A 26,689-nucleotide genomic window follows, 5' to 3' on the forward strand; every position below is an offset into this window, starting at 1 on the left:
GCTGGGGTGAGGGGCTGCTTTCTCATGCCATACCCAAATACCATCCAGCCACACGAACAAAAACGGGCCTGCTTGCGCAGGCCCGTTCTCATTGGGTGGCTTATGGAATCAGCGGATCAACTGTTGATCGCTGCCTGTTCATTCTCCAGAAATTCTTCCTCCAGCAGCGCGTCGTTCGCCTTGCTGGTAAATGGCACAATGGCGGCACGGGGTTTGCCCCGCAGTTTGCCAAACAAGTGCTCCAGTGCGTGCTCCAGTTTTTCGGCTGCACCGTCGATCGCCTGTTCCAGCGAATCGGCCTTGTGGGTCACGGAAATCGGTTGATGGCCTTTTGGCCGCGCTTCCAGTTGGCAGCGCATGTCATGGGGACCTGGCTTGTCACCGTTCTCGTCGCTCAGATGGACTTCGACACGGGTCAGGTCTTCTTCATAACGTTCGAGCGTGCTCTCAATGGTTGTACGTACCCACTCCTCCAGTCGTTGACTACTTTGAATATGGTTATCGCTGTTGACTTGGATTTGCATAGTTCATCCCTTATTTCAGCTAGCTCGCGAGAGGCCGTAAACATATTTTCCTGACCTCTTGGTTACAACAATCGGCCCGACTGCCAAACATTTCAACCCCTGAAAAAAGATAAATATTCATTCGCAAAAAAAGCCGGACAACCGAGCAAGTCACTGGTAAGGTCGGGAGTTGAGTCGCCTCGCAACCCTGCAAAATTTGCTCACAATTGCCCGTCATTCAACGGGTGCAAACTGCGAAAAATCCCCGCTTCCTCCACCAGCCAGTCATGCACCGCCCGCACGCCCGGATGGCTCAACGCCCCCGGCGCATAGAGCAGAACGTAACGTTTGTGGTTGGGCACCGACAGCCCGAACGGCACAATCAAGGTGCCCCGCTCCAGCTCATCGTTGAGCAACGTGCGCCGCGCGATCGCCACGCCCATGCCGGCAATCGCCGCTTCGATGGTCAGGTGATTGCGATTGAAGGTGTGCCCGCGCCGTACGTCGGCGCCTTCGAAGCCGATGGCGTTGAGATAGAACTCCCACTCTGCGTATTCGTAACTGCCACGCCAGGCGGTGATGTCGTGCAACAACGGGAAATGCACCAGATCCGCCGGCCCGTGCAGCGGTGGCCGCCCGCGTAACAGGCTCGGCGCGCACACCGGGAAAATCTGCTCATCAAGCAAGGCTGTGGATAACAGTCCCGGATAGCTGCCGTCGTTCAGATCGATCGCCAGGTCAAAGTCGCCCTCGTGCAACGGCACGCTGCTGTCCTCGGCCACCAGGCGCAACTGGATGTCCGGGTAGCGCTGTTGCAGGCGTGGCAGACGCGGGGTCAGCCATTTACTGAGGAACGATGGGATCGAACGCACCCGCAAAATCCCGCTGATCATTCCGGCATCGAGCCGACGCAATTCCGCGTCAATGCTGCCGTACGCCTCATTGACCGTAATCGCTAGCCGCTGGCCTTCAGCGCTCAGCTCCACACCGCGTGCGCGCCGATGAAACAGGCGAAAGCCAAGGCGCTCCTCCAATTGGCGGATCTGCTGACTGACCGCCCCCGGGGTGATGTGCAGTTCCTCGGCGCAACGGGTGAACGACAAGTGCCGCGCGGCACAGGAAAACACCTGCAGCCAGACGTAGGTCTGTGCATGCAATTGACGACTCATTGTTTAGTCCTGCTAAAGGCTTACTTAGGAAATTTCGTTAGTCACGTTGAAGCGAGGTAGGCAGTATCGCCGACATTGCGCTTGTCCTACAAAAAATGGCGGCGATTCCCACTCCATTGCTTGTAAGGCTTTAGCATGGCTATCAGTGTTTTCGATTTATTCAAGGTCGGCATCGGTCCGTCCAGTTCCCACACCGTTGGCCCGATGCGCGCCGCCGCGACCTTCGCCCAGGCGCTGATCGACCAGCATTTGCTGCTCGACGTGAAGCGTGTGGAAATCCGCTTGTACGGTTCGCTATCAGCCACCGGCGTCGGCCATGCCACCGACCGCGCCACGGTCATGGGGCTGATGGGCGAATGGCCGGACAGCATCGATCCGTCGACCATCGACCCTCGAATTCAGCAACTGCGCGAAACCGGTCTGCTGTCTCTGGCCGGGCAAAGAGAGATTGCCTTCAACTGGCAGCACGATCTCCTGCTGCTGGACGAGAGCCTGCCCTATCACCCCAACGCCATGTCGCTGACAGCCTTCGGCGAAAGCGCCGAGCTGTTCACGCAAACGTACTACTCGATCGGCGGCGGTTTCATCATTGAAGCGGCGGAAGCCGAGTCTGGCGTCTCCCCGGCCGGCGACGTCGAGTTGCCTTACGATTTCTCCAGCGCCGCCGAGCTGCTGTCGCTATGCAAACAGCACAGTCTGCGAGTGTCCGAGCTGATGATGGCCAACGAACGGGCCTGGCGCAGCGACGATGAAATCCGTAAAGGTTTGCTGCACATCTGGTCGGTGATGCGCGAGTGTGTCGAGCAAGGCCTGCGCCACGAAGGCATCCTGCCCGGCGGTCTGAATGTGCCACGTCGTGCGGCGAAACTGCATCGCAGCCTGTTGGAAATCGGCAAACCGAATGTCATCAGTTCGACGCTGTCGGCGATGGAGTGGGTCAACCTGTTCGCCCTCGCCGTCAACGAAGAGAACGCCGCGGGCGGGCGCATGGTCACTGCGCCGACCAACGGCGCGGCCGGGATTATTCCGGCGGTTCTGCACTACTACATGAAATTCAACCCGGACGCGTCTGACGATGATGTCGTCGCCTTCTTCATGGGTGCGGCGGCGGTCGGCATTCTGTGTAAGAAAAATGCCTCGATCTCCGGCGCTGAAGTCGGCTGCCAAGGTGAGGTCGGTTCAGCGTGCGCCATGGCCGCTGCGGGCTTGGCCGAAGTGCTGGGCGCCACCCCTGAGCAATTGGAAAACGCTGCCGAAATCGGCCTGGAACATAACCTCGGCCTGACCTGCGACCCGGTCGGCGGACTTGTGCAGGTGCCGTGCATCGAGCGCAACGCCATCGCAGCCGTAAAAGCGATCAACGCCACGCAAATGGCGCTGCGCGGCGACGGCAACCACTTCATTTCCCTCGACCGGGTGATCCGCACCATGCGCGATACCGGCGCCGACATGCACGACAAATACAAAGAGACTTCACGGGGCGGCCTGGCTGTGAGCTGGGTGGAGTGCTGAGGAGCACTCCCTGACCGTCCGCAACACGTGAGCCCGAGCAAAAATAATAACGAGGCGATACCGATGACCGATGTACGTACACCTGCTGCCGAAAATCCCGCTGTAGACCTCACAGGCAAAACAGAAACCGCCCACAAGGGCTGGAGCAAATTCGACACCACCTGGATGCTTGGCCTGTATGGCACCGCCATCGGTGCCGGCACCCTGTTCCTGCCGATCAACGCTGGCGTCGGTGGTTTCTGGCCGCTGCTGATTCTCGCCGTGCTGGCGTTCCCGATGACGTTTTTTGCCCACCGTGGCCTGACCCGATTCGTGCTGTCCGGGCGTTCCGGGGACATCACCGAAGTGGTCGAAGAACACTTCGGCATCGGTGCCGGCAAACTGATCACGCTGCTGTATTTCTTCGCGATCTTCCCGATCCTGCTGGTGTACAGCGTGGCGTTGACCAACACCTTGAGCAGCTTCCTCGAACACCAGTTGCAGATTGCCCCGCCACCCCGGGCGATTCTCTCGCTGGCGTTGATTCTGGGTCTGATGGCCATTGTGCGCTGCGGCCAGAGCGTCATCGTCAAAGCCATGAGCGTGCTGGTTTATCCGTTCGTCGCGGCGTTGCTGCTGCTCGCAATCAGCCTGATCCCGAACTGGAACGGCGCATTCTTTGCCAGTGCTCAAGAGGCCGTGCCGATGTCGGTGTTCCTCAAGACATTGTGGCTGGCGATCCCGGTGATGGTGTTCTCGTTCAACCATTCGCCGATCATCTCGGCGTTCGCGGTTGACCAGAAGCAGCGCTACGGCGCGCAGGCCGAACGCAAGAGCAGCGGCATCCTCGCCATGGCCCACGGCATGATGGTGGTGACGGTAATGTTCTTCTGCTTCAGTTGCGTGCTGGCGCTGTCGCCAGCGGACCTCGCGGCGGCCAAGGCACAGAACATTTCGATCCTGTCGTACCTGGCCAACCACTTCCAGACCCCGGTCATCGCTTACGCCGCGCCGTTGATTGCGCTGGTGGCGATCACCAAGTCCTTCCTCGGCCACTACATCGGCGCCAGCGAAGGTTTCCAGGGCATGATCGTGAAGAGCCTGCGCAGTCGCGGTCGAGTGATGTCGGCGAGCTGGCTCAATCGTGCCACCGCGCTGTTCATGATCCTCAGTTGCTGGGCTGTGGCGACATTCAACCCAAGCATCCTCGGCATGATCGAAAACCTCGGCGGCCCGGTGATTGCCTGCCTGTTGTTCCTGATGCCGATGTACGCCATCCGCCGTGTGCCAGCCTTGCGCCAGTATTCGGGTCAGGCCTCCAACGTGTTTGTCGTGCTGATCGGCCTGATTGCACTGTCAGCGATCATCTTCTCGGTCGTGCCCTGAAACGGCCCGTAAATGAACAAGGCGAGCCATGGGCTCGCCTTGTTTTTGTCCGGTTTCGTTGTTCGACAATTTTCCCGGCATGTCCCTTGCTACATCCCCTGTAGGAGTTGTCGCAGGTTCGGCAGCTCCTACATGAAGCAACGATACAGACCACGGAATGGCCGATGATCCGGTTTGGCGAACCAACCCGATCCCGGCCGGTCAACAACTGCACGTTCAATCAGGCGGTGACGCATCATGGACAATCCTTTTCAGATCATTACCGATGCCTTTGCGCCGGACTATCAGATCAACCTGAGCATTCAGGGCCTGGACGGCAGCATCATGCTGACCCTGTCCAACGGCGGCCGGATCGTGGCCAAACGGATGATCAGCGCCGAACAGCGCAACGATCCCAAACGCCTCAAACTGCTGGTGCAGAGCATTCAGTTCGGTATCGCCATCGAGCAGGGCCACAGTGCCATGGCGATTCTCGAAGCAATGACCAGCGGCGACGGAATGACCCCGCCACCGCCGCTGCTAAAAGGCCAGCCACGGCAAGTGGCCGGGCTTTAGAGTTCGCCCTTTTCCACCTCAGGATGCTCACCGGACCCCGTACCGATCTTGCGTTGCGGGTGTTCGATCTTCACCGAAGGAAATTGCGACGAGGCATAACGCACCACCAGAATCGACACCGCCAGCAGCAGAATTCCGCCGCACAGGTAGATGATGCCCATGTCCGGCGGGTTGTGGTGCGAGACGTTGGAAATGAGCAGGCGCGTAAGCGCGGTGATCGCCACGTAAATCAGGAAGCGCACCGGCATGTGGTTGGTCTTGAAATAAATCCCGACCATTGCGCCCAGTTCCAGATAGATGAACAGCAAAAGAATGTCATCGATCTTGATATGGCCTTCCTCGAGCATCCCGAGAAACTCCATCACCGCCGCCCACGCCGTGACCGCACCGATGGCGAACAGCGCCAGATAGTGGAAGGTCTCGACGAACAGGTTACCCAGGGACTCGGCCAGTTGATGCACGTTTTGCCGCAGTTTCTCGGCCCAGTTTATTTTCACGATGAAGTTCCTTAGCCCGATTCGAGCGGATGATGCGTGTTGGACGTGACGGTTTTTCTGCACGTTTGCAGTTTCATGCAGAAAAGAGGCCACGCCATCATGGCGAGCTGCCGCAAAACCCGCGCCGTGGCGTTTGGTCGCACCGCATGCGGCCAACGTCCGACGAGGCTGACAAACTTCAAATCCGGTCTACATTGAAAAGCCGCTACCCAAAGCGCAGGGATTCGCTTATCCTTTTCGCTGTATATAGATACAGTAGTCGCAAAGACAACTAAATGTGAAGGCATGTGAGGTGGTGAATGGCCGTCGAAGTGGTATACCGCAGCAGCCGAGATCTGGAGCGCTTGTTCATGGATAAAGCCGAAGCTGACCGTCATGACAAAATGCTTGAACTGGCCGAGATGCTGTCCGAAGTGTTGCAAAAAGCCGTGCCGTCGCTGAACGAGCAGCAGGTTGAAGAAGTCGGGATCTACATGGCGAAGAATCGCGATGTATTTGCCAAGGCGTTCAAGAGCCAGCCTGATGCACTGTCGGAGCTGATCAATGCCCCGGCAGAGCCAGTGGCTGAAGTTGCTGATGCGCAAGAAACGGCTGAAGCGCCGGTCAAACCTGCAAAAGCGGCGAAAGCTGCAAAGTAATCACTGACCCATTAAAAGATCGCAGCCTGCGGCAGCTCCTACATTGGAATACGTTTTCCCTGTAGGAGCTGCCGCAGGCTGCGATCTTTTACGTTTCAGCGATACAAAACCTTTTCCGCCAACTCATCCGCCACCCGCGCCGGCGAACGTTTCTCCGCCTGCGCATGGGCGAATACCTCGGTCAGCCGCGAACTGATTTTAGAAAGGTGTGCGGTTATCGTGTTCAACTCCTCGCCGCGATGTTTCAGCGAGACGTAAATCAGTCCCCCCGCATTGATCACATAGTCCGGCGCATAAAGAATGCCACGCCGTTCCAGCTGATCGGCGACATCCAGATGCGTCAGCTGATTATTGGCCGACCCGGCCACTGCCGAGCAACGCAGTTGCGTGACCGTGTGACTGTTGAGCACCCCACCCAATCCACACGGCGCGAGAATGTCACACGGCGTGCTGAGCAACGCATCGTTGGCGATCGGGTGCGCATTGAGCTGTTCCATTGCCAGTTGCACCTTGCCGTGGTCGATGTCGCTGACCAGCAATTCAGCCCCGGCTGCATGCAGTTGCTCGGCCAGCGCATAACCGACATTACCCAGACCCTGGATCGCCACGCGCAAGCCTTCCAGATTATCGCTGCCCAACCGCGCCATCGCCGTGGCGCGAATTCCGGTGAACACGCCCATGGCCGCATGCGGCGCGGGATCCCCCGCCGAGGTGGTGCTGGTGACATGCCGGGTTTGCTGGGCGATGCAATCCATGTCCGCCACTGATGTGCCACTGTCGATGGCGGTGATATAGCGACCGTCGAGCTGATCGATGCAACGGCCGAAGGCTTCGAACAGCGCGCCGCGATTTTCCACATGCACCGGGCGCACGATCACCGCGACGCCACCGCCCTGCGGCAGGCCCGCCAGCGCGGCTTTGTAGCTCATGCCCTGAGCGAGGCGAATCGCGTCTTCAACCGCCGATTCATCATTGGGATAGGCAAGATAACGACATCCGCCCAGGGCTGGCCCGAGACGACTGTTGTGGATGGCAATGACCGCCTTCAACCCGGAAACCGGGTCGACGCTAAGGTGCAGCGATTCCAGGCGAGTGCTTTGCATGAGCGCAAACATCGTTGGGCTCCCGAATCACTTCTTGTAGAACGCCAGTATAGGCTTGCGCCTGAAAATTGCTGGAGCGCACCGGAATAAGCACAACAGCTGACAACCGCTTTGCGGCATAACCCAGGACGCGCATAACCACGCACTGGACGAATGGCGCGGACGGGGCTAAAACGAGGCATTCCCCGGAGATTGTGATGAGTCCGCGCCAACGTTTTTTCGACTGTCTGCACCGTTCGCCGCCCGCGCTGTTCGAAGCCGCGCTGTGGATGGCCGCCGAGCACGAAAAAGCGCTTGATCCCGAGGCGCCGCTGCAAGAGTTCAAGGAGCTGCAACAACGGGTCAGTTACGGCTTGCCGATGCTACCAGTCAGCGAACTGGCGCAGCCATTGTTGCGACGCATGACGGATCTGGGTTTTGCCCAGGATGACTTTCTGCCGCTACGTCCGCAGGCAGCCTTGCTGCATAAAGTGTTGCAGACCCGGCGTGGTCAGCCGTTGACGTTGGCGCTGATTGCCCTGGAGCTGGCGCGCGGTCTGGAGATTCCACTGGTCGGCGTCAACTTCCCCGGGCACTTCCTGCTGCGCGTGCCCGGAGCCGATCACTTGCTCGACCCTTGCGGTGGTCGACGCCTATATCCCAATGACTGTCGCGAATTGCTGCAACGCCAGTACGGGCCGAACATGAAGCTCAACGCCGAGCATTTGCTGACGGCGACGCCGGTGCAGATGCTGCAGCGCCTGTCGCGCAACTTGCGTCAGTTGCACCTGACCCACGATGACTTCATCGCCGCGTTGATCGACGCCGAGCGCGTGCTCGAACTGGGCAATGCCGGCGTCGCCGATTACCTCGCCCGCGCCAGTCTGTATCAACGGCTCGACTGCCCGAACGCCGAGCGTTTCGATCTGGAACATGCCTTGTTGCTCAGTGACGATCCGATCCAGCGACTGCGCCTGACCGAGCGCCTCGGCCATCTCCCGCCCAACTCGGTCGTCCACTGAAACGATTTTTGTAGGAGTGAGCCTGCTCGCGATAGCGGTGGGTCAGTCGGATCATTAATAACTGACACACCCTCATCGCGAGCAGGCTCACTCCTGCACGGTTCAGCGTAAAACCATAAACCACTGAGGGTGCAAGCCTGCTCGCGAAGCAGGCGACGCGGTCTTTCAGTTACACCGTGTTATCGCTCTTCGCGAGCAGGCTCGCTCCCACATTGGATATGCGTGTGTCATTGGGCGAACGCACCTGAATGATCAGCAGTGCAGCAATCACCGCCGGAATCGCGCAGAAGAAAAAAATCTGCTCCACCGGAATGTGCATCGCCAGCAGCAGACTGCCAAACAGCGGCCCGAGAATCGAACCGAATCGCCCCACACCCAGCGCCCAGCCAGTGCCCGTGGCACGAACGTGCGCAGGGTAGAAATTACTCGCGAACGCATTCAGCGTCAGTTGCCCGCCGATGATGCAGAACCCAGCGGCGAAAACGCAGGCCACTAGATAACGCGGATTGTCGTGATTGAGCCCCAGCAGGATCGTGCACAGCGCCGCGCACGCCAGGACGCCGGACAGAAGGCGGACCTTGCGCTTCAAGCGGTCGGCGAACCAGGCCATGCAGATTGCACCCAAGGTACCGGCGAACAGGAACATCGACGTCACCAGATTGGCCTCGTTGAGTTTCAGGCCACTTTCCAGCAACAGTGATGGCAGCCAACTGATCATGAAATACAGCAAGATCAGGCTGACAAAAAACGTCGCCCAGATCAGCAATGTCGGCCGTGCGTAACCGTTGCGGAACAACTCGACCACGGTCAGCTTGCTGCCCTGCTCCCGCTGGTTTTGCTCGATGGACGCCGGCGGCGGTTGCCAGTCCGGCAGCATCCGCGCAGTTACCTTACGCAGACGCACATACGGCGGTGCATCGCGCAACAAACGCGGCAAGGATTCCGGCAACATCCACCAAAGGAATGGAAACAGCAGCAACGGCGTGACGCCACCGGCGAGGAACACCGCTTGCCAGCCGAACTGGTCGATGAACCCGGCCGCGACAAACCCACCCGCCGCGCCGCCAAACGAGAAACCGCATGCGGCCAGCGTCACCATTAATGTACGCAGGCGCGGCGGCGAGTACTCCGACATCAACGCCATGGCGCTGGGCATCGCGCCGCCCATACCAATTCCGCAGATGAAGCGCGCGATCATCAACGTATTCAACGAGTCGGCGAACACCATGAGGACGGTGAGGGTGGCGTAGATCAGTACGCAGGCAAGCAGAATCCGGCGCACGCCGAAACGGTCTGCCAGTGGCGTGACAGCGAGGGAACCAAGGGTAAGACCGAGCAGGTTGGCGCTGAACACCGGGCCGAACGCAGATTTCTCCAGTCCCCAATCCTGCGCCAACGCCGGCACCACATAACCGAGCACCTGAGCGTCGTAACCGTCGGTGACCAGCAACAAGGCGAGCAGGATCAAGAGCAACCACTGATAGCGGGACACAGGACGGGCGTCGAGTGCCGCCCGGAAGCTGGCAATCTGGTTGTGCATCGCAAGGTACCTGTTTTGTTTTTATGATTTTTTGGTTGAAGCTGGCATTACCCCCTGTGGGAGCGGGCTTGCCCGCGATGGCGGCAGTGCACCCGACATAGAGGTGACTGATAAATCGCTATCGCGGGCAAGCCCGCTCCCACAGTTTTTTGTTTGGAGCTTAAGGTGTATCGGGTTGGTTGGCCGGGTGGGCCTTGATAAAGGCTGGATGCTCGGCAGCCAGCGCAGCAACCCGGCGAATCCGCGGATAAGCCTCCAGCGAAACATTGAATCGCTCGGCCGCATACAACTGCGGGATCAGGTAGACGTCAGCCACACACGGCCACTCGCCGAAACAGAAACCACTGTCGCCGATCAACTGCTCCACCGTGGCCAGGCCTTGGCCAATCCAGTGACTGATCCACTCCACCACCTGCGGCTCTTCGTGCCCCAACTGACGCAACCGATTAAGCACGCTGACGTTGTGCAGCGGATGCACATCGCAGCCGATCACTGCCGCCACGCCACGCACATGGGCGCGAGCGGCGAGATCATCCGGCAACAGCGGCTGCTGTGGATAACGCTCTTCCAGGTACTCGATGATCGCCGGTGACTGGATCAGCAATTCGCCTTCATCGGTGCGCAAGGCCGGCACGCGGCCCTGTGGATTGATCGCCAGATACGCCGCTTGCCGATGCTCGCCGCCGGACGGCGCGATCAGATTGACCGGCACCGCCTGATAGTCGAGGCCCTTGAGCGCCAGCGCGATCCGCACCCGATACGACGAGGTCGAACGGTAATAGGTATAGAGATCCATGAGCCGCTCCTGTCAGCGTGCCGCCAAGACTTTGCCGCGGCATTCACCGAAGCCGATGGAAGCAAAACCGTCACGGGCGCAACGGGCGCGCAGGATGATTTCGTCACCGTCCTCGAGGAATTTGCGCACTTCGCCGGACGCCAGTTCGATCGGCTTTTTGCCGCCCTCGGTGATTTCCAGCAGACTGCCGAACTGACCGCTTTCAGGGCCGGACAACGTGCCCGAACCAAACAGATCACCGGCCTGCAACTGGCAACCGTTGACGCTGTGGTGCGCGACCATTTGCGCAACGGTCCAGTACATGTGGCGGGTGTTGCTCAGGGTCAGGCGATGGGCTGGCAGATTCTGTTCGCGCATGCGTTCGGTGAGCAGCAGCACCTCCAGTTCGATGTCGAACGCACCGCCCTCCTGATCGCGCTTGTCGAACAGATACGGCAGCGGCTGCGGATCACCTTCAGGACGCTCGGGTTGCGCGGTGCGGAACGGCGCCAGCGCCTCAGCGGTGACGACCCACGGCGAAACGCTGGTGATAAAACTCTTTGACAGGAACGGACCCAGCGGCTGGTATTCCCAGGCCTGAATATCGCGTGCCGACCAGTCGTTGAGCAGACAGAAACCGGCGATGTGCTCGGCGGCATCGCCAATTGCAATCGACTCGCCCATCTCGTTGCCCTGACCAATCCAGATACCCAGTTCCAGTTCATAGTCCAGACGTGCGCAGGGGCCGAAAGTCGGCTCCGTCGCGCCCGCCGGCAAGGTCTGGCCTTTCGGGCGGCGCACGTCGGTGCCGGAGGCGCGCACGGTGGAGGCGCGGCCGTGGTAGCCAATCGGTACGTGTTTGTAGTTCGGCAGCAATGGGTTGTCCGGACGGAACAGTTTGCCGACGTTCTGCGCGTGCTCGATGCCGACGTAGAAGTCGGTGTAATCGCTGATGCGCGCCGGCAGCTGCATCTGGCAATCGGCGGCCAGTGGCAGCAGTTTCGCGCCCTGGGCTTCGATGTTGCCGCGATGGGTGCTGCCTTCGCTGAACAATTCCAGCAGGCGCTCGCGCAAGGCCACCCGCGCTTCGCGACCGAGTTCGAAGAACGCGTTCAACTGGCCGCCGTGCATGGCTTCGACCGCGCTGCGTGCGGCGCCGTCGAACAATCCGGCCTCAAGCGCCACTTGCAGATCGAAGATGTGTTCGCCGATTGCCACACCGGCGCGCGGTGCCGAACCGTTGATGCTGAACACGCCCAGCGGCAGGTTCTGCAACGGGAAGTCGGCGTGGCCATTGGCCGAGACAACCCAACTGCGGGTGATGGAATTCTGAGTCATGGGTTATCTCCGGGTCGGGTCGAACGTGGCGGGCAACGTGGCCCAGCAGGCGTCGTAATTGGGTTGCAGTTGTGGGCATTCGAGGGCGAAGCGGGTGGGGCGCAACACTTGGCTGGTCTCGAACATGAAGGCCATGGTGTTGTCGATCTTCGCCGGTGCAAGCGCGGCGTTGATCGCTTTGGTGCAAGTCTCGCCATCCGGACCGTGGGCGCTCATGCAGCTGTGCAGGGAGGCGCCGCCGGGCACAAAGCCTTCGGCCTTGGCGTCGTACTCGCCCTGGATCAGGCCCATGAATTCGTTCATCAGGTTGCGGTGGAACCACGGTGGACGGAAAGTGTTCTCGGCGACCATCCAGCGTGGCGGGAAGATCACGAAATCCAGGTTGGCCAGCCCGTGCACACTGGTCGGTGAAGTCAGCACCGTGAAGATCGACGGGTCCGGATGATCGAAGCTGACCGTGCCGATGGTGTTGAACCGGCGCAGGTCGTATTTGTACGGAACGTTGTTGCCATGCCAGGCGACCACATTCAGCGGCGAATGATTGAGTTCGGTGCCCCACAACTGGCCGAGGAATTTCTGCACCAGCGTCGTCGGTTGTTGCAGGTTTTCGTAGGCGGCGACCGGGGTCAGGAAGTCGCGCGGGTTGGCCAGGCCATTGCTGCCGATCGGCCCCAGGTCGGGCAGGCGCAACGGCGCACCGTGGTTCTCGGCGATGTAGCCACGAGCCTGCGGATCAAGCAATTGGACGCGGAATTTCAGACCGCGTGGCAGCACGACGATTTCCAGCGGCGCGACGTCCAGCACGCCCAGCTCGGTGGCAATACGCAAGCGCCCCAGTTGCGGCACCAGCAGCAGTTCGCCATCGGCGTTGAAGAAAACGCGTTCCATCGAACGGTTGGCGGCGTAGTGATAGATGCTGATCCCGGCGGGCTTATCGGCCCCCGAGTTGGCCGCCATGCTCACCAGACCGTCGATGAAATCGGTCGGCTCGCTCGGCATGTCCAGCGCGTTCCAGCGCAGGCGGTTGGGGGTCACTTCACCCAATGGACCACCGGCCAGTTGCCGCTCCAGTTTGACGAATGCCGGGTGATTGGCCGACGGCTGTATCCGGTACATCCAGGTACGCCGCGCTTCACTGCGGGTCATGGTGAATGCAGTGCCGGAGAACAATTCGGTGTAGAGGCCGTACGGGGCTTTTTGCGGGGAGTTCTGGCCGACGGGCAGCGCGCCGGGCAACGCTTCAGTGCTGAATTCGTTGCCGAAACCGGACTGATAGGCCAGCGACGACGCGGTTGAATCGAGGTTCATGGAGCCTCCTGAACAGGGAGTCGGCAGTGGCCCATCGCTCTGGCTCAGAGGTTTCGGCACGCCGGGGTTGTTATTATCGTAATTCGATTACGCATAACGTAATTTGCTCGCTATCCAGCGTCAAGCTATAAAGACGCCCATTCGTTTTCGGATCCCGGCAGCCTCATGGAAAAAACCAGCGACAGTAACGGCAAACAGAAAGTGCGCTCCGCCGAAGTCGGCACCGACATCCTTAAGGCTTTGGCCGAATTGTCGCCTTCCACTTCGCTGTCACGTCTGGCCGAACATGTACAGATGCCGGCGAGCAAAGTGCATCGCTATTTGCAGGCGTTGATCGCCTCGGGGTTTGCCGAGCAAAACACCGCCACCAACCATTACGGCCTCGGCCGTGAGGCGCTGCGCGTGGGCCTGGCCGCCCTCAACAGTATGGACGTGCTGAAAGTCGCTGCCCTGCCGCTGTCCGAATTGCGCGACGAACTCAACGAAACCTGTTTTCTGGCGGTGTGGGGCAATCAGGGTGCAACCGTTGTGCACATCGAACCGGCGGTGCGCGCGGTGACGGTGGTGACGCAATTGGGCTCGGTGTTGCCGTTGCTCAGCTCTTCCACCGGACTGGTGTTCAGTGCCTACCTGCCGCATCGGGAAACCGACGAATTACGTGAGCAGGAAATCGCTGTTGCCAATCATCCGCTGGCCGATGAAAAGGCTTACGCCATCCTGTGTGAACAGATTCGCGAACGAGGTCTGCATCATGTGCACGGTTTGCTGATGCCGGGGGTGGATGCCTTGTCGGCACCCGTGTTCAACGCGGTGGGGCAAGTTGCAGCGGTGCTGACCATCGTCGGCCCGACTTCGTTGTTCCACGCCGACGAAAACGGCCCGGCGGCGCAGCGTTTGTTGGCTGCGACGCGGGCCGTGAGTTGGCGGATGGGGTATGAACAACCTGTTTGAAGATTACGACGGTCTGGAATGACGGTCGGTGAATATCAATGAACCGTGGTTTTACTCGACCCGGCGGGCTTTTCCTTCAGTAATTCTTTGAAGAAGTCGATCAACGCCTTGTCCCCGGTGTTTTGACCGACTGCCCCCCCAACGAATTGCGCCGCCGAACGCGCGCTTTTCGCTAGCGCTAAAAAGGAGATTTGTGCATTGGTGACTTGCTTGGCAGCTCCCTTGGCGGCGCCCGCCTTACCCAAAGTCGCCAACCCGATAAGGGCATCCTTGACATGCCCCAAGGCCGTATCGTAATTGCCTCGCTTCTCCGCGTGAGCAGCACCATACAAACTTTTCAGCACACCGGCGGCGGTGGCTGCGAGCCCGACCGCGGGTACAGCCGGACAGACTACGGCTGCCGCCAATTGAAGGGTGTCATAAACAATTTTAGTTACGACCTCACTGTAGTTGGTCGTTGTTTCTTCAATGTCGCTAACGACACACCACACTTTTTCTTCGTAAACCCCATACAGATTAACCACTGCATCCCTGTGCCATGGTTTGATCGGCTGAGGGGGATTTACGGTAGCGTGGAACTTGGTAAACATATCATTGACCACTTTTTTATCGGCGACTTTCACCCGACTGGCATAGTAGTTCGCCAAACCATCGTAACGGACAGAACTGTAAAATTTGGATACCGGACGGAAAGAACGACGATCCGGAGCATCCGGCGTATATAACCAGTCTGCAAAACCCTCCCGCGTCTTGATCCGAAAAATATATACCCCACCGACTATTCTGTCGTACGAAATGAAAGTATCCAAAGCATACAGATTAAATTTATACATGCCCTCAGCAGGATCATTGCTTTGTGAACGATCGGGATCAGGGCTTGCATCGTCAGCCAAACTATCGATGATGCGTTGAAGAGACTTAAGAGTATCCGGCGACAACTCACCATCAATGAACTGAGACAATGCATTGTAATGCATCTCACAACGAATCTTGCTCGCATGAGCAGCCCGCTTGAATTCAAAGTCAGGGTGACGCCTATCAAGAAACTCAGTCCTGAGCATACGTATATATAAATCACCAGGATAATAGGTACGCGACAATGAAGCAATATCGCGAATATTCAGCTTGTCAATATTCGGATGATTACCTATCGTCCAATACCTTGCACCGTTTGCTTTCCAATACGCAGGATTATCGGCATACAACCTTTGTTCCTCAAGCAACATAGCAATAAAACTTCCCCGGAAGTCGTCAGTTTCAACGATGATCAGATCTGGATCGACTTCGACCCGCTGCCCTCTGGAAAGCAACAATGCCTCGATATTTTTCTTTATCTCCTCATACACAAATTCGTCATAGGTCGGAAAGCCGTTTTCTCGCGTATCAACCGTCATCAGCGCCTTGAGTTGGGTATTCAATCGAGCATGACGCTTGCGCCCTGCAACACCAAGATGAATATAGGCAGCAGGCGCCACAGACTTATGCAACTCCCATTGCGCCCGATACATGGCTTGCATATAACTGACCAGGGGGCCTTTCGCGTGACCGAGATCGGTAAATTCGGTGTCCCTCCAACCGTCATTATAACCACGCCTGATAGCCACGCCTGGAACGTAGGGGCTGCCTGTCAACGACTCGGCATAATCGAGGTCAGCAGACATCGTCGACTTCAGCCATTTGTGCAGGGCATCAAAACCAGCAAACTTCAAAAATGCATATTGGCCAGCGGGAGTCCTGATAAACATATAAAAGCGTTGATTGGCTTCACTGAAAACAAGGACATCCTTGAAAGGCATCTTGTCATTCCTGATACTGACACCTTGAATTCGTAAGGAGGCATCACCTTGCATCGCCCTTTCAACGAGTTTAGCCTCCGAGTCGGAATACATGCCGGAATGCCGTGCACGGAACAGTGCATGGTTCATCTTGCTCAACTGCTGATCGAGATATGCCTGTTCAAATTCAGGTGACGGTACGGAGGGAAGGGCGAGAGCGTAATCGGCACGAAGATTGCGATTATTCAACCAGCCCTCAAGTCTCTCGACAGTCAGCGCGCTACCCGCAGGAAGATTCTCGATATGCAGCTCTGCACGATGCCCATCATCATGAAGCCCGAAAATAATGAACTCCAATAAAGTCCTGGTATCTTCCTGCTCAATGGTGCGTCCACCAACCTGCATCTTGTAAAGGCTTTTTACCGTTATTTCTTCCGCATCCAGATCTTCGCCCATCACGCGCAACGACCATTCTGAAAAAACACGTAAAACATAGTCTCGCAACGAAAAGCATGTATCAAATACACGTTGGTACTCGACGTCGTATTGATCCATAGAGTTTTCAAGCTCTACATACTTTTGTTGTATGTCGCTGTCGGCTACTTTCAACCAATCCGGCCACTCAGTGCGTTTCAGCGCAGCCCACAAGAGATAGAAACGATTCTCGATGCCGTAGCGCATAACGCTGAGATTCTGGTTATCCTGCAAAACGGAACTTAGCGACTGATCATAGTCAGCACGATTAACAAGTATCGTCGAAACAGCTTCAAGCTGACCCTTTAAGTGCTCATCTGCACAATAAGCGAGTACATTGCTTACTGACTTTCGGTATTTAACTTCGCTACCAGGCTGAGCGAGTCGATTTTGCAATGTGTCAAACATCTGGCCATTGGTATCGGTGAACTCGAAACCCTCTGTCGGAGTATGTACCAGATAACCACTGGAGCCCTTGATCGACAAGTCGTCCAACAGCTCATTATTAATGACAAAACTTGGCCCGAATGAGGTCAGATAGTCCGGCTGAGGATTCAATACGATCTCATGAGCCCCCAGACCAAATTCGGAGTTCATGAGTTCGAAAAAGCGTATAGCCAAATTAGCCTCAACGTGACCGGCCATGACTGTCAGCGAAAGCTCTTTGGCAATGACCTGGACATACGCGTGTTGAAAGGCTTGTTTGTTGGTCAACATCGGTGCGTCAGACGATATGGATGGCGCCGGAGCCGCCCAAAACTTCTGTAGCGCTACCCTCAGACTTCTTCCCATATCAGACAGGGTCTTGATGATCGCGTCCTCGACACCAAAAATACTGACACCCTGAACTTTCATCCCGTCGCTGTATGTATCCGGCATATGAAATATCCCATCACCGCCCCCGCTCAGATAATTAGGCTGGACGTTATGGTCAATGCAATGAATCAATACCTCAGCAATCGTGCCGGAGGGACGCCTGTCAATTTCATACACCTTGTCTTTTGTATTGATGTACGCGTTATCAACATCGATGGAAATATGATGTCGTTCCAACTCCCGCTGTAATACCTGCCGGGCGATGACTTCAACTGTCGGAATAGCGTTTATCAGATCAAACAGATTCTGCTTTGCTTCGACCGCTCTGGCCCACTCTATCGGCCACGAGGCATCTTTACTTATCAACTCGCCTTGCCAGATATTTTTTTGCATGAGTTGGAATAAACGCGCACGACGAAGCCTCGCCTGTTCTAGCATGACAGGCACGCGCTGTGCCAACTCCACAGCCGAGACGACCGACTCAAAGTCCGTATCCGGCTCAGCCAGTTGGGCCAGGCTTTGCGTAATTACATCACGCGATTTGCTGATAAAACTTTCGCTGAAACGCTCAAACAGGTCAGCTTCGACTTTCAAGTAGCGAAATTCGGGCGAATCCGGCAACAACTTTTGCTCGTTGCTTGTCAGGGTTTGCAGATATTGTTCTCGCGTATCACGGGACGTCAGGCGGTTTTCCAGCGCCCGGTGCAGTTCGGCAGACGATGCAAACTTTTCGATTCCGCGAGACGGCGAGTAAAGGACTATAGTCGAGTCGGTCCCAGGAATCAGTTCATCACGAATGGCCGCTCCAAGTGGCAGCGCGAACATCGAACGATGCTCACGGTAAGCCTCACCTGCGTTACCGACGAATATCCCGTACCAGTTGCCTCGAGATCCCGGACGGATTTCAGACTGGATGCGCTGCAGTTCGCCCCGACTGATGCCACCTTCATCAAACAGCCTTTCCAGTTCACTCGAGAAAATAGTGCTTTGAAATTGCGCCAGTATCGCTTTTTTCGGAATCGAATATGCTCCCTTGATGGCGTCTGTTTCTGCCCAGTATGCTTCTAGAGCCGCGACGTAATAGTCGGGAAGTTTCCGGCACACATCAGCCAGCAGCGTTTCCAGTTTCACCAGAGAAATGCCGGCCAGAACATCTCGAGAATCGTTCGAGTGTGGTCGATCATATACGCCGTATAGTTTCGGATCATAGCTGGCTGTGCGACCTAGTCGAAGACAGTCAGAAAGAACATGAAACAGCGGACCGACCGGCTCAGTTGGCGGAAGCTTGGTATTGCCGTGATAATTGATATGAAAAATACTTGCATCAGCACCTGGCGCAACTTTCTCGAGCGCTTTTTTCAGACAACTGAGCAGAACAGCATTAAACGTCGGCACACTTTCCAAGCGTTTCGACAATGCGACCATTGCCTCATCCAGCTTATTAAAGCTCGACCCTTCAAAACCAAGAACATCCATATTGGATTACCTAATCAGCCTGATAACTACAAACGACGAAATGTTGTTTGCTTCGTCATATCAAACTAATCCCGATGCCCTGCAGAAAGATACATCCAATACTTTTCTAAAGTTGTAGACAACTCATATCACAAAAAAAACAGACACACTCTGAATCAGTCCGTCATTCATATCGACATACCCAGCAATCTTGCCTTGGCGACTGCATGAGTTCTGCTACTCGCCTCCAACTTTCCGTAAATCCTGCGTACATGCGTTTTGACAGTGTGCAATGAAAGGAAAAGCTTATCTGCGATTTGTTGATTAGAGTCACCAGAGGCGACCAACTGCAAAATTTGAAGTTCCCGTTGACTCAGAAGCCCCCCAACTTCAACATCTCGAATAACCTCAGCAATGACCTGTTGCTTTGATTTTTCTTGAAATAGCACAGGCCGGCGCAAGTGGGCCTGGCGAGCCATCAAGTGCAAGTCACAACGCTGAACAATCGCCATTCCCTGCGCAGTGTGCTGGCGCAAGTGGGAGGTTTGGTTGTGCAAGCCTGCCACGTCCGCCAAGGCGAAGTGCAGTTCCGCCTCTAGCGTCACTGCACCCTCACTCTGCGCTTTATGCAGCATTGATTGAAGTTGCCGTATCGGGTCAGTGGAAAGTCCCAGGTAAGCCGAGGCTAATATAAGTGAGTACTCGATACGCGCAATCAAGTCGACTGTCGCCGGAGGTGCTTGCAATTCAGCCGGCGGTTGATAATGACGCAACACTCGACTCAACGCTTCATGAGCCAATTGCGGTCGCCCCTGTTGCAACCAGAGTTGGCTGCTTACATATAACAGTACACCGCGATAAACCGTGTCCGGAATTTGCCGGCGCTGCATCAGCCTTTCAGCCTCACGAAGCCGCTCGAATGCGCAGCCGTAATCGCTCCGGTTCGCTGCCAGTTGTGCCTGACCGAGGTAACCATACAGCACCCTTTTGTCGTGGTTACGCAGGCAGTCTTCAAGACCCTCCCGGAAAAAATCCGCGGCCTGTTCATCTTGTCCCATCAACAAAGCCATACGCCCCCGGCGCAGAGCAATGCGTCCGAGCAAGGGCGCAGGTCGGTCCGCTCGCTCGCAGAGCAGCGCTTGAACACCCGCGAGCAGACTTTCGGCCCGGGCCGGTGCGCCGCGCTGCTCAAGCAACTGCGCGTGGTCGAGTTCCAGCAACCCCTCAAACAGCAGTGCCCCTTGCGCTCTCGCCAGGCGCAAGGCCTCTCGATTGATCGCGAGTGCCTGCTCAAATTCGCCACATAACAACGCTTGTTGGGTTAGCCCCGACAAACACAATAAGCGTGTCGGCCAGGCATCGCGGGCAAGTTCGGCCAGCGCTTGTTGAAAATGTTCGCGCGCGGGGGCCATTTGCCCCTGCAAGTGCAACAGCCACCCCTGTTGTGCCTGCCAACGTGCAATCAACTGCGTCTCCAGTTGCGCGCAGGGTTGCGGCATGAATCGTCCCAAGTGCGCAATGCACTGCGCCGCCTGTTCAAAACGCCCGGCAAACAGCAGTGCTGCGGTGACTAACCCGACCAGTTGCGGTGTGGACAAGGTTAGCGCCTCGTCCTGCAATTCATGCAGACGCAACAACAGCACCACCGTCTGCTCTTCGAACAGATGCTCAAAACTGAAGTGCTGCAACAGGCTGACGGCGATTTCATATTCTTCGGCAAGCAAGGCCTGTTCGAAAGCCGAACGCCAATCCAGCCGCCAGGAAAACCACTGACAGGCCCGCCGATGCCAGGAACGACTGGCGGGCCATTGTTCGTCGCGCATCACACGCGACAACGGGGGAAAGATCTGCAACCAGTCGGTCGATTCGTTCCACGGTTCGACGAAGCAACCAAGCATTTGTAAGGTGCGCAGGTACTGCGCGCCCTCCCCGGCACCGAACAAATGCTCACACAACTCGGCATTGAAACGCGGTAAATGCGCCAATACTCGCCAGACTTCGACCAACTCCGGTGCAAGACTGTTGAACAGTTCGTGTTGCAAATAGTCCAGCAGCCTGTCCACCCGTTGCTGTGGCTGATTGCCTTGCGACCAATCGCACTTTTGCAGCAGTGCCATGCGCACACCCGCACACCAACCGCCCGTGCGCTGAACGATGCGTGCAGCCACACTATGGGCCTGCTCAGAGGACAAGTGCCGCAAGGCCAAGGCGACCTCGTCCTCGGTGAACGCCAGGGTCGAGCTTTCGCACTCGTACAACTCGTCATCGAGCAGTAGACGAGGCCAGTTGCATGGCGGGCGTCGACGCGTGCCGATCCACCAGATCAAGGCCGGGCTGCTGACCGTCAGCAAGCGATCAAGCAATGCATCCAGCGCGCAATCGGGCAACCGGCAGTAGTCATCGATAAACAGCCAGGTAGGCCTCGACCAGCGACTCAGCGCCGCGACCAGAGCGGACTCCGTTGTATCGGCCAGCCCCAACGCCTGCGCCAGGCGCAGACAAAATTCGCTGACACCCAATGCCGCCCCCGCCAGCGGCAACCAGCAGACTTCGCAGTGTTGCGGCGCCTGCAGCAGGCACTCGGCAAGCAGCGCACTCTTGCCGCTGCCCGCAGGTGCGCAGATCAGCCTGACCCGCGCCATCGATTCAAGCAATGGCTCGCTCAACCGTGCGCGGGGTTGGTGATGGGAGGACAGTCTGGGCAAGAATCCGGGGCGATCCAGACACGGCGTCATGGCAGTCATCGGGCGAGCCTTTTTATAGTTGTGGGCTCACCCTAGCCCTCTCCCGGCAGCTTGTTGACGAGTATTCAGCACGCTGATTGGCGGCCATAAAAAAGGCGACCATGCGGTCGCCTTTTGTACGGCTGATGTATCTGATCCGTTACCGCACACCCTCTGCGCGCAGGGCCGATGGTGTGTAGTCGGCAGCCTTGGCTTCGAAGCCGAACTCGAAACTGTGCTTCTCTTCGTTCTTCATCCCCAAGGCAATGTAGCGGCCGGCGATGATGTCGTAGAGCGCTTCGAGGGTGTAGGCCTGCGCCTGGTGATCGTAGTAGTACTGCGCGTGACCTTCGGCGACGCGCCACAGTTGCCCGCGACCGTCGTAATGGTCCGCCAGTGCGACCTGCCAGCTGTCTTCGTCGATGTACATGTGGCGCTTGGCGTAGATGTGCCGCTCGCTCGGTTTGACCGTGCCGATCACCTCCCAGACCCGGTGCAGTTCATAGCGGGTCAGGTCCTGGTTGATGTGGCCAGCCTTGACGATGTCGTCGTACTTGAGTTTCGGCGAATCGAGTTTGTAGCTGTTGTACGGAATGTACATTTCCTTTTTGCCGACCAGTTTCCAGTCGTAGCGATCCGGGGCTCCGGAGAACATGTCGAAGTTGTCCGAGGTGCGCAGGCCATCCGCCGCCGTGCCCGGCCCGTCATACGCCACTTGCGGGGCACGCCGAACCCGTCGCTGACCGGCGTTGTAGATCCACGCCAGACGCGGTTCCTTTACTTGATCGAGGGTCTCGTGCACCAGCAGCACGTTACCGGCCAGACGCGCCGGCGCGGTGACCGATTGCTTGAAGAAGGTCAGCACGTTGGCGGCTTTTTCCGGATCGAGGTCCTTCATCAATTGCGGCACGGCGATTTCTTCTTCGAAGCGAATCGGCGTGTAGCTGCCATTGGTCTGCGGCGTTACCTGGGTAATGATGCGGCGCAGATTACCGCCGTGGTAACGAGTGATGTGGTTCCACAATACCTCCACGCCGTTCTTCGGAATCGGGAAAGCGTAATAGCGATTGCCGGTGAAATTGGCCAGGCCGTTGCCGTCATTGATACTGGTGACATTGAGCGCGCTGCGCTTGGCCGACTCGTAGATTTCCGCTGGCACGGCGACGGTGCGGTGGGTTGGATAGACCGGGATCTTGTAGGTTTGCGGGTAGCGTTTGAACATCGCCACCTGGCCGTCGGAGAGTTTGCTCTTGTACTGATCGACATTGGCCGCAGTGATGGTGAACAGCGGTTTTTCATTGGCGAACGGGTCAGCCAGGAAGCCTTTGCTGTCCACCGCTCCGGCGTTTTTCGGGATGCCACCGGTCCAGGCCGGAATAGAACCGTCCGCGTTGCCGGCCTTCTCGGCGCCGAGCGGGGTCAGGCTGGTGCCGAGTTTGTTTGCCTCATCCGGCGACACCGCCGCCATCACGTTGGCCGCCAACAGACTCAGGGCCAGCACACCGCATTGCAGAATCATTTTGCGCATTGCTTTCATCCTTCTCGGGCAGATCAGAAGTTCACGCCGAAGCTCAGGGCGACGAAGTCACGGTCTTCGAGGACGTTGTAGTCGCCGCCGAAAAAGTCGGTGTAGCTGAGGCTCGCGGTATAGGTGTTGCGGTAGTCGGCATCGACGCCGACGCTGATCGCTTTCGCGCCTTCGTTGAACAGGCCATTGGGGCCGTAACCGGCGACGTCGTGCGACCACGACAGGTTGGGTTTGAGGTTGATCCCGCCGATCACGTTGGCGTAATCGAGAATCGCCCGGGCGCGGTAGCCCCACGAGGTCGAGGTGACAAAACCGTCAGTGTCGCCACCGAAACCGTACTGGCCGTACACCGAGTCACGGCCATAACGCAGCTTGCTGCGCGACTCCAGACCACCGACCCGTACCACCGCGGCTTCGCCAACCAACGTCAGTCGTTGGGCGCCCCACACCTGATCGAAGAAGTGCGTGAGGGTGCTCTGGATTTGCGTGACCTCTTTGCGTCGATAACCTTTGTTGTCGGAACCCGGAGTTGTCGCGATCGGCGACGCCGTACCGCCGGCAATCGGGTTGAGCAGCGCCAGCGTCAGGTCGTTGGTGTTGACCTGCACCGGAGCATTGGGGCGGTAGCTGATCTCGCCGGTCCATGCAGTGCCGGTGGGCAGGGTGGTGGAGAAGCTCGCGCCGTACAGGCGAATGTCTTCGGGGTATTCCAAGTAATACCCACCGCGCCCAAGCATCACGCTTTGCGCCAGGCCCGAACCGCTGCCGGGTGCCAAGCCGTTGGCAATGCCGACCATGCCCGGCAATGCCGCGAGGGTCGAAAGCCCTGCCGTGGTGGTGCCCACCGTCGGCGTGCGGCTGTGGTAATTCATGAAGTACAGGCCGTATTCGGTATCGTCGCCGAGCCAGCGCAACGCCGTGCCCCACTGCCCGGAATCCCGCGCATCGCGGTCGCCGCCACGGGGGATGACCACGCCTTCGCGGGTCACTTGGATGCCTTGGCCAAACGCAGTGGTCAATGGCACCAGCGGCGCAATCGCCGGGTTGCCGACGGTGTAACCGTTGTTGCAACCGTCCGCTGCAACGTCGACGCCGAAGAAGGTGCCGCAGTTATCGAGAACGGTCTGGTCCCACTCCAATTGATAGAAGCCTTCAACAGTGAGTTGATCGGTGAGGCCTTGCGAGCCGAACAACATGTTCACCGGAATCAGGCCTTCCTTGATCTCCGCACCGGGTCGACGAAACGCCGAAACGTCGATCGGGTTGATGCTGTTGATCGAGTTGCCGATGAAGGTACTTTCGCCCCAACTCACCACCTGTTTGCCCGCGCGTACGGTGCCCGGCAAATCGGCGATGGAGTAGTTGTGATAGACGAAGGCATCGAGAATCTGCGCGCCGGAGGACTTCGCACCTTCCTTGCGGCCCTTGTCGCTGATCGGTTTGAACTCGCGGTCTTCGTCCTTGAGTTCGAAGTCGTACCAATACTTGCCACGGACAAACACGCCGGTATCGCCGTACTTCAACTCGAGGTCGTGGATGCCTTTGACGATTTTCGAGAAGGTTTCGCCCTTCTTGAAGTTCAGGCGTCCGTCATCACCGGTCGAGGATTGCCCGGTACCACCGTTGACCGTGCCGACCAGCGACTTGTCGGCATCGCGCATCCCCCAACTCGCGCCGACCGACAGCGACGAATCGAACGTGCCCTCGATTTCGCCAATGTTGAACGCAACTGCTTGCGCCTGAGCGCAGCAACCCAGAGCCACCGCGGCTGCCAGCGCCTGCGGTGTGAAGATGGCGCGCATTGTTTTTGTTGTCATGCGTCTTCCCCGGTGAGTGACAGAAGGCCCCACCCTACTGCCGCACGACGGGGTCGATAAGCGCACCAAGGAGGTATTCGCATTGTCGCCCGAAAGGATGAATGCCCTTGCGGACCGGGGCTTTGCGTGGGCTATGGATCGGCTGGATGGAGGATCATCAATCAAGCGCATGAGGCCGTTGATGCAGGATGACTGTTGCATGCCCCGTAACAGTGCATGTCTGGAATCGGTATTTTTCCTACAGGCTTGAAACCGTATTCTGAGCGGGCTTTCACGGGACACGCCGTAAAGCATGATGCACAGACCTTCGAGCAATTCAGGCCATTGCTGAAAAATTTCAGATGAATCGAATATTTCGGTTTATCACCCTGGTGTTCACTGACGTTGATTTGTAGCTCCTTGATCCAACGTCTTACCTTGGCCGCTGCGTTTGCAGCGGCCTTTTTTATGGGCGCCGTTTTACCCGTCTCACTTGTAATCGTCGGGAAAATGCTCCTATCTGTAGGAAATCTCTTTTTGATCTTCCAATCCCAAGCGATCAAATCGCGCTCACGATTATTCATACAACTAAGCAGCTCATTACTCACGAACGATGCAGATATGTCCGTTCGAAAGCTGATGTAGGTCACTTCGAATGATGGAGCGATTCAGAGCGCAGGGGTTCGCTGACGACTACATTCCCAAGAGTAATCCGTCCCTTTGGAATAACCTCCATACGGCCACACTTGAAGACTTCAAACTGAGCAACGACGAGGCATTGCGCTATACCGCCGAGGCAATTGACGCTTCGAAAAAGCAGGAACTGAAAGCATTTGAATGCGTGAGTAATAGAAGAAGCCTCGCCGCATTCAGAACGCAGCGAGGCTCAAACGTCACCTAAAGCGAATACTTCTGCAAATTCGCCATCATCTCCTTCAACGCCTCAATGTTGTCCTTCGGGTGCGCTGCCCCTTCAAAGTCGCAGATCTGCTGCCAATGCGCCGCAACATCTTCCGGCGAGAAACCCACCCGTGGATCAAACCCGGCACCGAGGCTGCGTTCCCAACGCACCTTGCCCATCCAGCCGCCGCCGACTTCAAACAACCCGGAAGTCTCCTGGCATTGTTCGCTTGCCAGATACACCACCAACGGGCTGACCAGTTCCGGCTTCAGTTGCTCGAACACTTGCGGCGGGATCAGACCTTCGGTCATGCGCGTGCCGCCAGTCGGTGCAATGGCGTTGACCAGGATGTTGTTCTTGCGTCCTTCGATGGCCAGGGTGCGGGTCAAACCGTAGAGGCCAAGTTTGGCCATGCCGTAGTTGGACTGGCCGAAGTTGCCGTAGATGCCCGAGGTCGAGGCGGTGAAGATCACCCGGCCGTAGTTTTGTTCGCGCAGGTGCGGCCAGGCGGCGCGGGTGACTTTGTAGGCGCCTTCGACGTGGACGCGGTAAACCAGATCCCAGTCGGCGTCGTCCATTTTGTGGAAGGTCTTGTCGCGCAGAATCCCGGCGTTGTTGACCACGACGTCGACACGGCCGAAGACGTCGAGGGCGTTCTGTACCAGTTTGTCGCCGTCGGTGACCGAGTCGTGGTTGGCTTCGGCGATACCGCCAGCCTCGCGAATTTCTGCCACTACGCGGTCGGCAGCAGAGGCGTTGGCGCCTTCGCCCTGGGTGGAGCCACCGAGGTCGTTGACCAGCACTCTGGCGCCCTGTCTGGCGAACAGCAGTGCGTGAGCCCGGCCGAGGCCACCACCGGCGCCGGTGACGATCACGACTTTATCTTCGAAATGCACAGACTCATTCATCGCAGCAACTCCAGCAGGCCAAAGGGACAGTGATCCCGAGTGTCAGGCACGCAGCTTT

General features: G+C 57.6%; 19 protein-coding genes and 1 pseudogene. 6 read left to right on the forward strand and 14 right to left on the reverse strand.

Annotated elements, in window-relative coordinates:
- Positions 1-116: 116 nt before the first annotated feature.
- Both AC3WMT_RS05580 and AC3WMT_RS05585 read right to left on the reverse strand, forming a co-directional pair.
- Entirely contained in the window at positions 117-524 is a 408-nt protein-coding gene (locus AC3WMT_RS05580; protein WP_103305165.1) for an HPF/RaiA family ribosome-associated protein, read from the reverse strand.
- Positions 525-724: 200 nt separating this feature from the next.
- The gene (locus tag AC3WMT_RS05585; RefSeq protein WP_007914183.1) at positions 725-1,672 is read right to left on the reverse strand and encodes a LysR substrate-binding domain-containing protein; all 948 of its coding nucleotides are present in this window, start codon (positions 1,670-1,672) and stop codon (positions 725-727) included.
- A 135-nt stretch (positions 1,673-1,807) separates the two neighbouring features.
- On the opposite strand from AC3WMT_RS05585, the gene AC3WMT_RS05590 reads away from it, so the two are divergent.
- From AC3WMT_RS05590 to AC3WMT_RS05600, 3 genes are all read left to right on the forward strand, one after another.
- Positions 1,808-3,184 carry an L-serine ammonia-lyase gene (locus AC3WMT_RS05590; protein ID WP_103305164.1) on the forward strand — a complete coding sequence of 459 codons (1,377 nt, stop codon included), beginning with the start codon at positions 1,808-1,810 and terminating at the stop codon, positions 3,182-3,184.
- Between the two features lie 63 nt (positions 3,185-3,247).
- A complete protein-coding gene (locus AC3WMT_RS05595; RefSeq protein WP_103305163.1) occupies positions 3,248-4,549 on the forward strand; it encodes a serine/threonine transporter in 1,302 nt (433 codons plus the stop codon).
- Between the two features lie 237 nt (positions 4,550-4,786).
- Positions 4,787-5,104 carry a DUF3509 domain-containing protein gene (locus AC3WMT_RS05600; RefSeq protein ID WP_103305162.1) on the forward strand — a complete coding sequence of 106 codons (318 nt, stop codon included), beginning with the start codon at positions 4,787-4,789 and terminating at the stop codon, positions 5,102-5,104.
- Here the strand turns inward: AC3WMT_RS05600 and AC3WMT_RS05605 are convergent.
- A complete protein-coding gene (locus AC3WMT_RS05605) occupies positions 5,101-5,601 on the reverse strand; it encodes a phosphate-starvation-inducible protein PsiE (RefSeq protein ID WP_103305161.1) in 501 nt (166 codons plus the stop codon). The two genes, AC3WMT_RS05600 and AC3WMT_RS05605, sit on opposite strands and share 4 nt — an antisense overlap.
- Positions 5,602-5,900: 299 nt before the next feature.
- On the opposite strand from AC3WMT_RS05605, the pseudogene AC3WMT_RS05610 reads away from it, so the two are divergent.
- Positions 5,901-6,155 (forward strand): annotated as a pseudogene (locus AC3WMT_RS05610) (YebG family protein); the annotation flags it as partial.
- Between the two features lie 179 nt (positions 6,156-6,334).
- Here AC3WMT_RS05610 and AC3WMT_RS05615 read toward each other — a convergent pair.
- Entirely contained in the window at positions 6,335-7,354 is a 1,020-nt protein-coding gene (locus AC3WMT_RS05615; RefSeq protein WP_103305159.1) for a Leu/Phe/Val dehydrogenase, read from the reverse strand.
- A gap of 185 nt (positions 7,355-7,539) precedes the next feature.
- Here AC3WMT_RS05615 and AC3WMT_RS05620 point away from each other — a divergent pair, with 185 nt between their 5' ends.
- Positions 7,540-8,343, forward strand: a complete 804-nt coding sequence (locus tag AC3WMT_RS05620; protein WP_103305158.1) for a SirB1 family protein — start codon at positions 7,540-7,542, stop codon at positions 8,341-8,343.
- A gap of 169 nt (positions 8,344-8,512) precedes the next feature.
- Here the strand turns inward: AC3WMT_RS05620 and AC3WMT_RS05625 are convergent, their stop codons facing one another.
- From AC3WMT_RS05625 to hmgA, 4 genes are all read right to left on the reverse strand, one after another.
- Positions 8,513-9,883, reverse strand: coding sequence for an MFS transporter (locus AC3WMT_RS05625; RefSeq protein WP_103305157.1), 1,371 nt, complete (start codon positions 9,881-9,883; stop codon positions 8,513-8,515).
- 160 nt (positions 9,884-10,043) lie between these two features.
- Positions 10,044-10,679 (reverse strand): maleylacetoacetate isomerase, encoded by a 636-nt coding sequence (gene maiA / locus AC3WMT_RS05630; protein ID WP_103305156.1) that lies wholly within the window; start codon positions 10,677-10,679, stop codon positions 10,044-10,046.
- A gap of 12 nt (positions 10,680-10,691) precedes the next feature.
- Complete coding sequence (gene fahA / locus AC3WMT_RS05635) at positions 10,692-11,996, reverse strand: fumarylacetoacetase (protein ID WP_103305155.1); 1,305 nt, start codon at positions 11,994-11,996, stop codon at positions 10,692-10,694.
- A gap of 3 nt (positions 11,997-11,999) precedes the next feature.
- Positions 12,000-13,304 (reverse strand): homogentisate 1,2-dioxygenase, encoded by a 1,305-nt coding sequence (gene hmgA, locus AC3WMT_RS05640; RefSeq protein WP_103305154.1) that lies wholly within the window; start codon positions 13,302-13,304, stop codon positions 12,000-12,002.
- 165 nt (positions 13,305-13,469) lie between these two features.
- Between hmgA and AC3WMT_RS05645 the strand changes: the two genes are divergently transcribed.
- The gene (locus AC3WMT_RS05645; RefSeq protein WP_103305153.1) at positions 13,470-14,255 is read left to right on the forward strand and encodes an IclR family transcriptional regulator; all 786 of its coding nucleotides are present in this window, start codon (positions 13,470-13,472) and stop codon (positions 14,253-14,255) included.
- A 35-nt stretch (positions 14,256-14,290) separates the two neighbouring features.
- Here the strand turns inward: AC3WMT_RS05645 and AC3WMT_RS05650 are convergent, their stop codons facing one another.
- From AC3WMT_RS05650 to AC3WMT_RS05675, 6 genes are all read right to left on the reverse strand, one after another.
- Complete coding sequence (locus AC3WMT_RS05650) at positions 14,291-18,796, reverse strand: dermonecrotic toxin domain-containing protein (RefSeq protein WP_103305152.1); 4,506 nt, start codon at positions 18,794-18,796, stop codon at positions 14,291-14,293.
- A 167-nt stretch (positions 18,797-18,963) separates the two neighbouring features.
- The gene (locus tag AC3WMT_RS05655; RefSeq protein ID WP_103305151.1) at positions 18,964-21,519 is read right to left on the reverse strand and encodes a helix-turn-helix transcriptional regulator; all 2,556 of its coding nucleotides are present in this window, start codon (positions 21,517-21,519) and stop codon (positions 18,964-18,966) included.
- A gap of 139 nt (positions 21,520-21,658) precedes the next feature.
- A complete protein-coding gene (locus AC3WMT_RS05660) occupies positions 21,659-23,026 on the reverse strand; it encodes a DUF1329 domain-containing protein (RefSeq protein WP_103305150.1) in 1,368 nt (455 codons plus the stop codon).
- A 23-nt stretch (positions 23,027-23,049) separates the two neighbouring features.
- Positions 23,050-24,843, reverse strand: a complete 1,794-nt coding sequence (locus AC3WMT_RS05665; RefSeq protein WP_103305149.1) for a DUF1302 domain-containing protein — start codon at positions 24,841-24,843, stop codon at positions 23,050-23,052.
- A gap of 161 nt (positions 24,844-25,004) precedes the next feature.
- Entirely contained in the window at positions 25,005-25,406 is a 402-nt protein-coding gene (locus tag AC3WMT_RS05670) for a hypothetical protein (protein ID WP_146041249.1), read from the reverse strand.
- A gap of 313 nt (positions 25,407-25,719) precedes the next feature.
- Positions 25,720-26,631 (reverse strand): SDR family oxidoreductase, encoded by a 912-nt coding sequence (locus AC3WMT_RS05675; protein ID WP_103305147.1) that lies wholly within the window; start codon positions 26,629-26,631, stop codon positions 25,720-25,722.
- Positions 26,632-26,689 lie beyond the last annotated feature (58 nt).

The organism is Pseudomonas sp. FW305-7 (genome assembly GCF_058786735.1).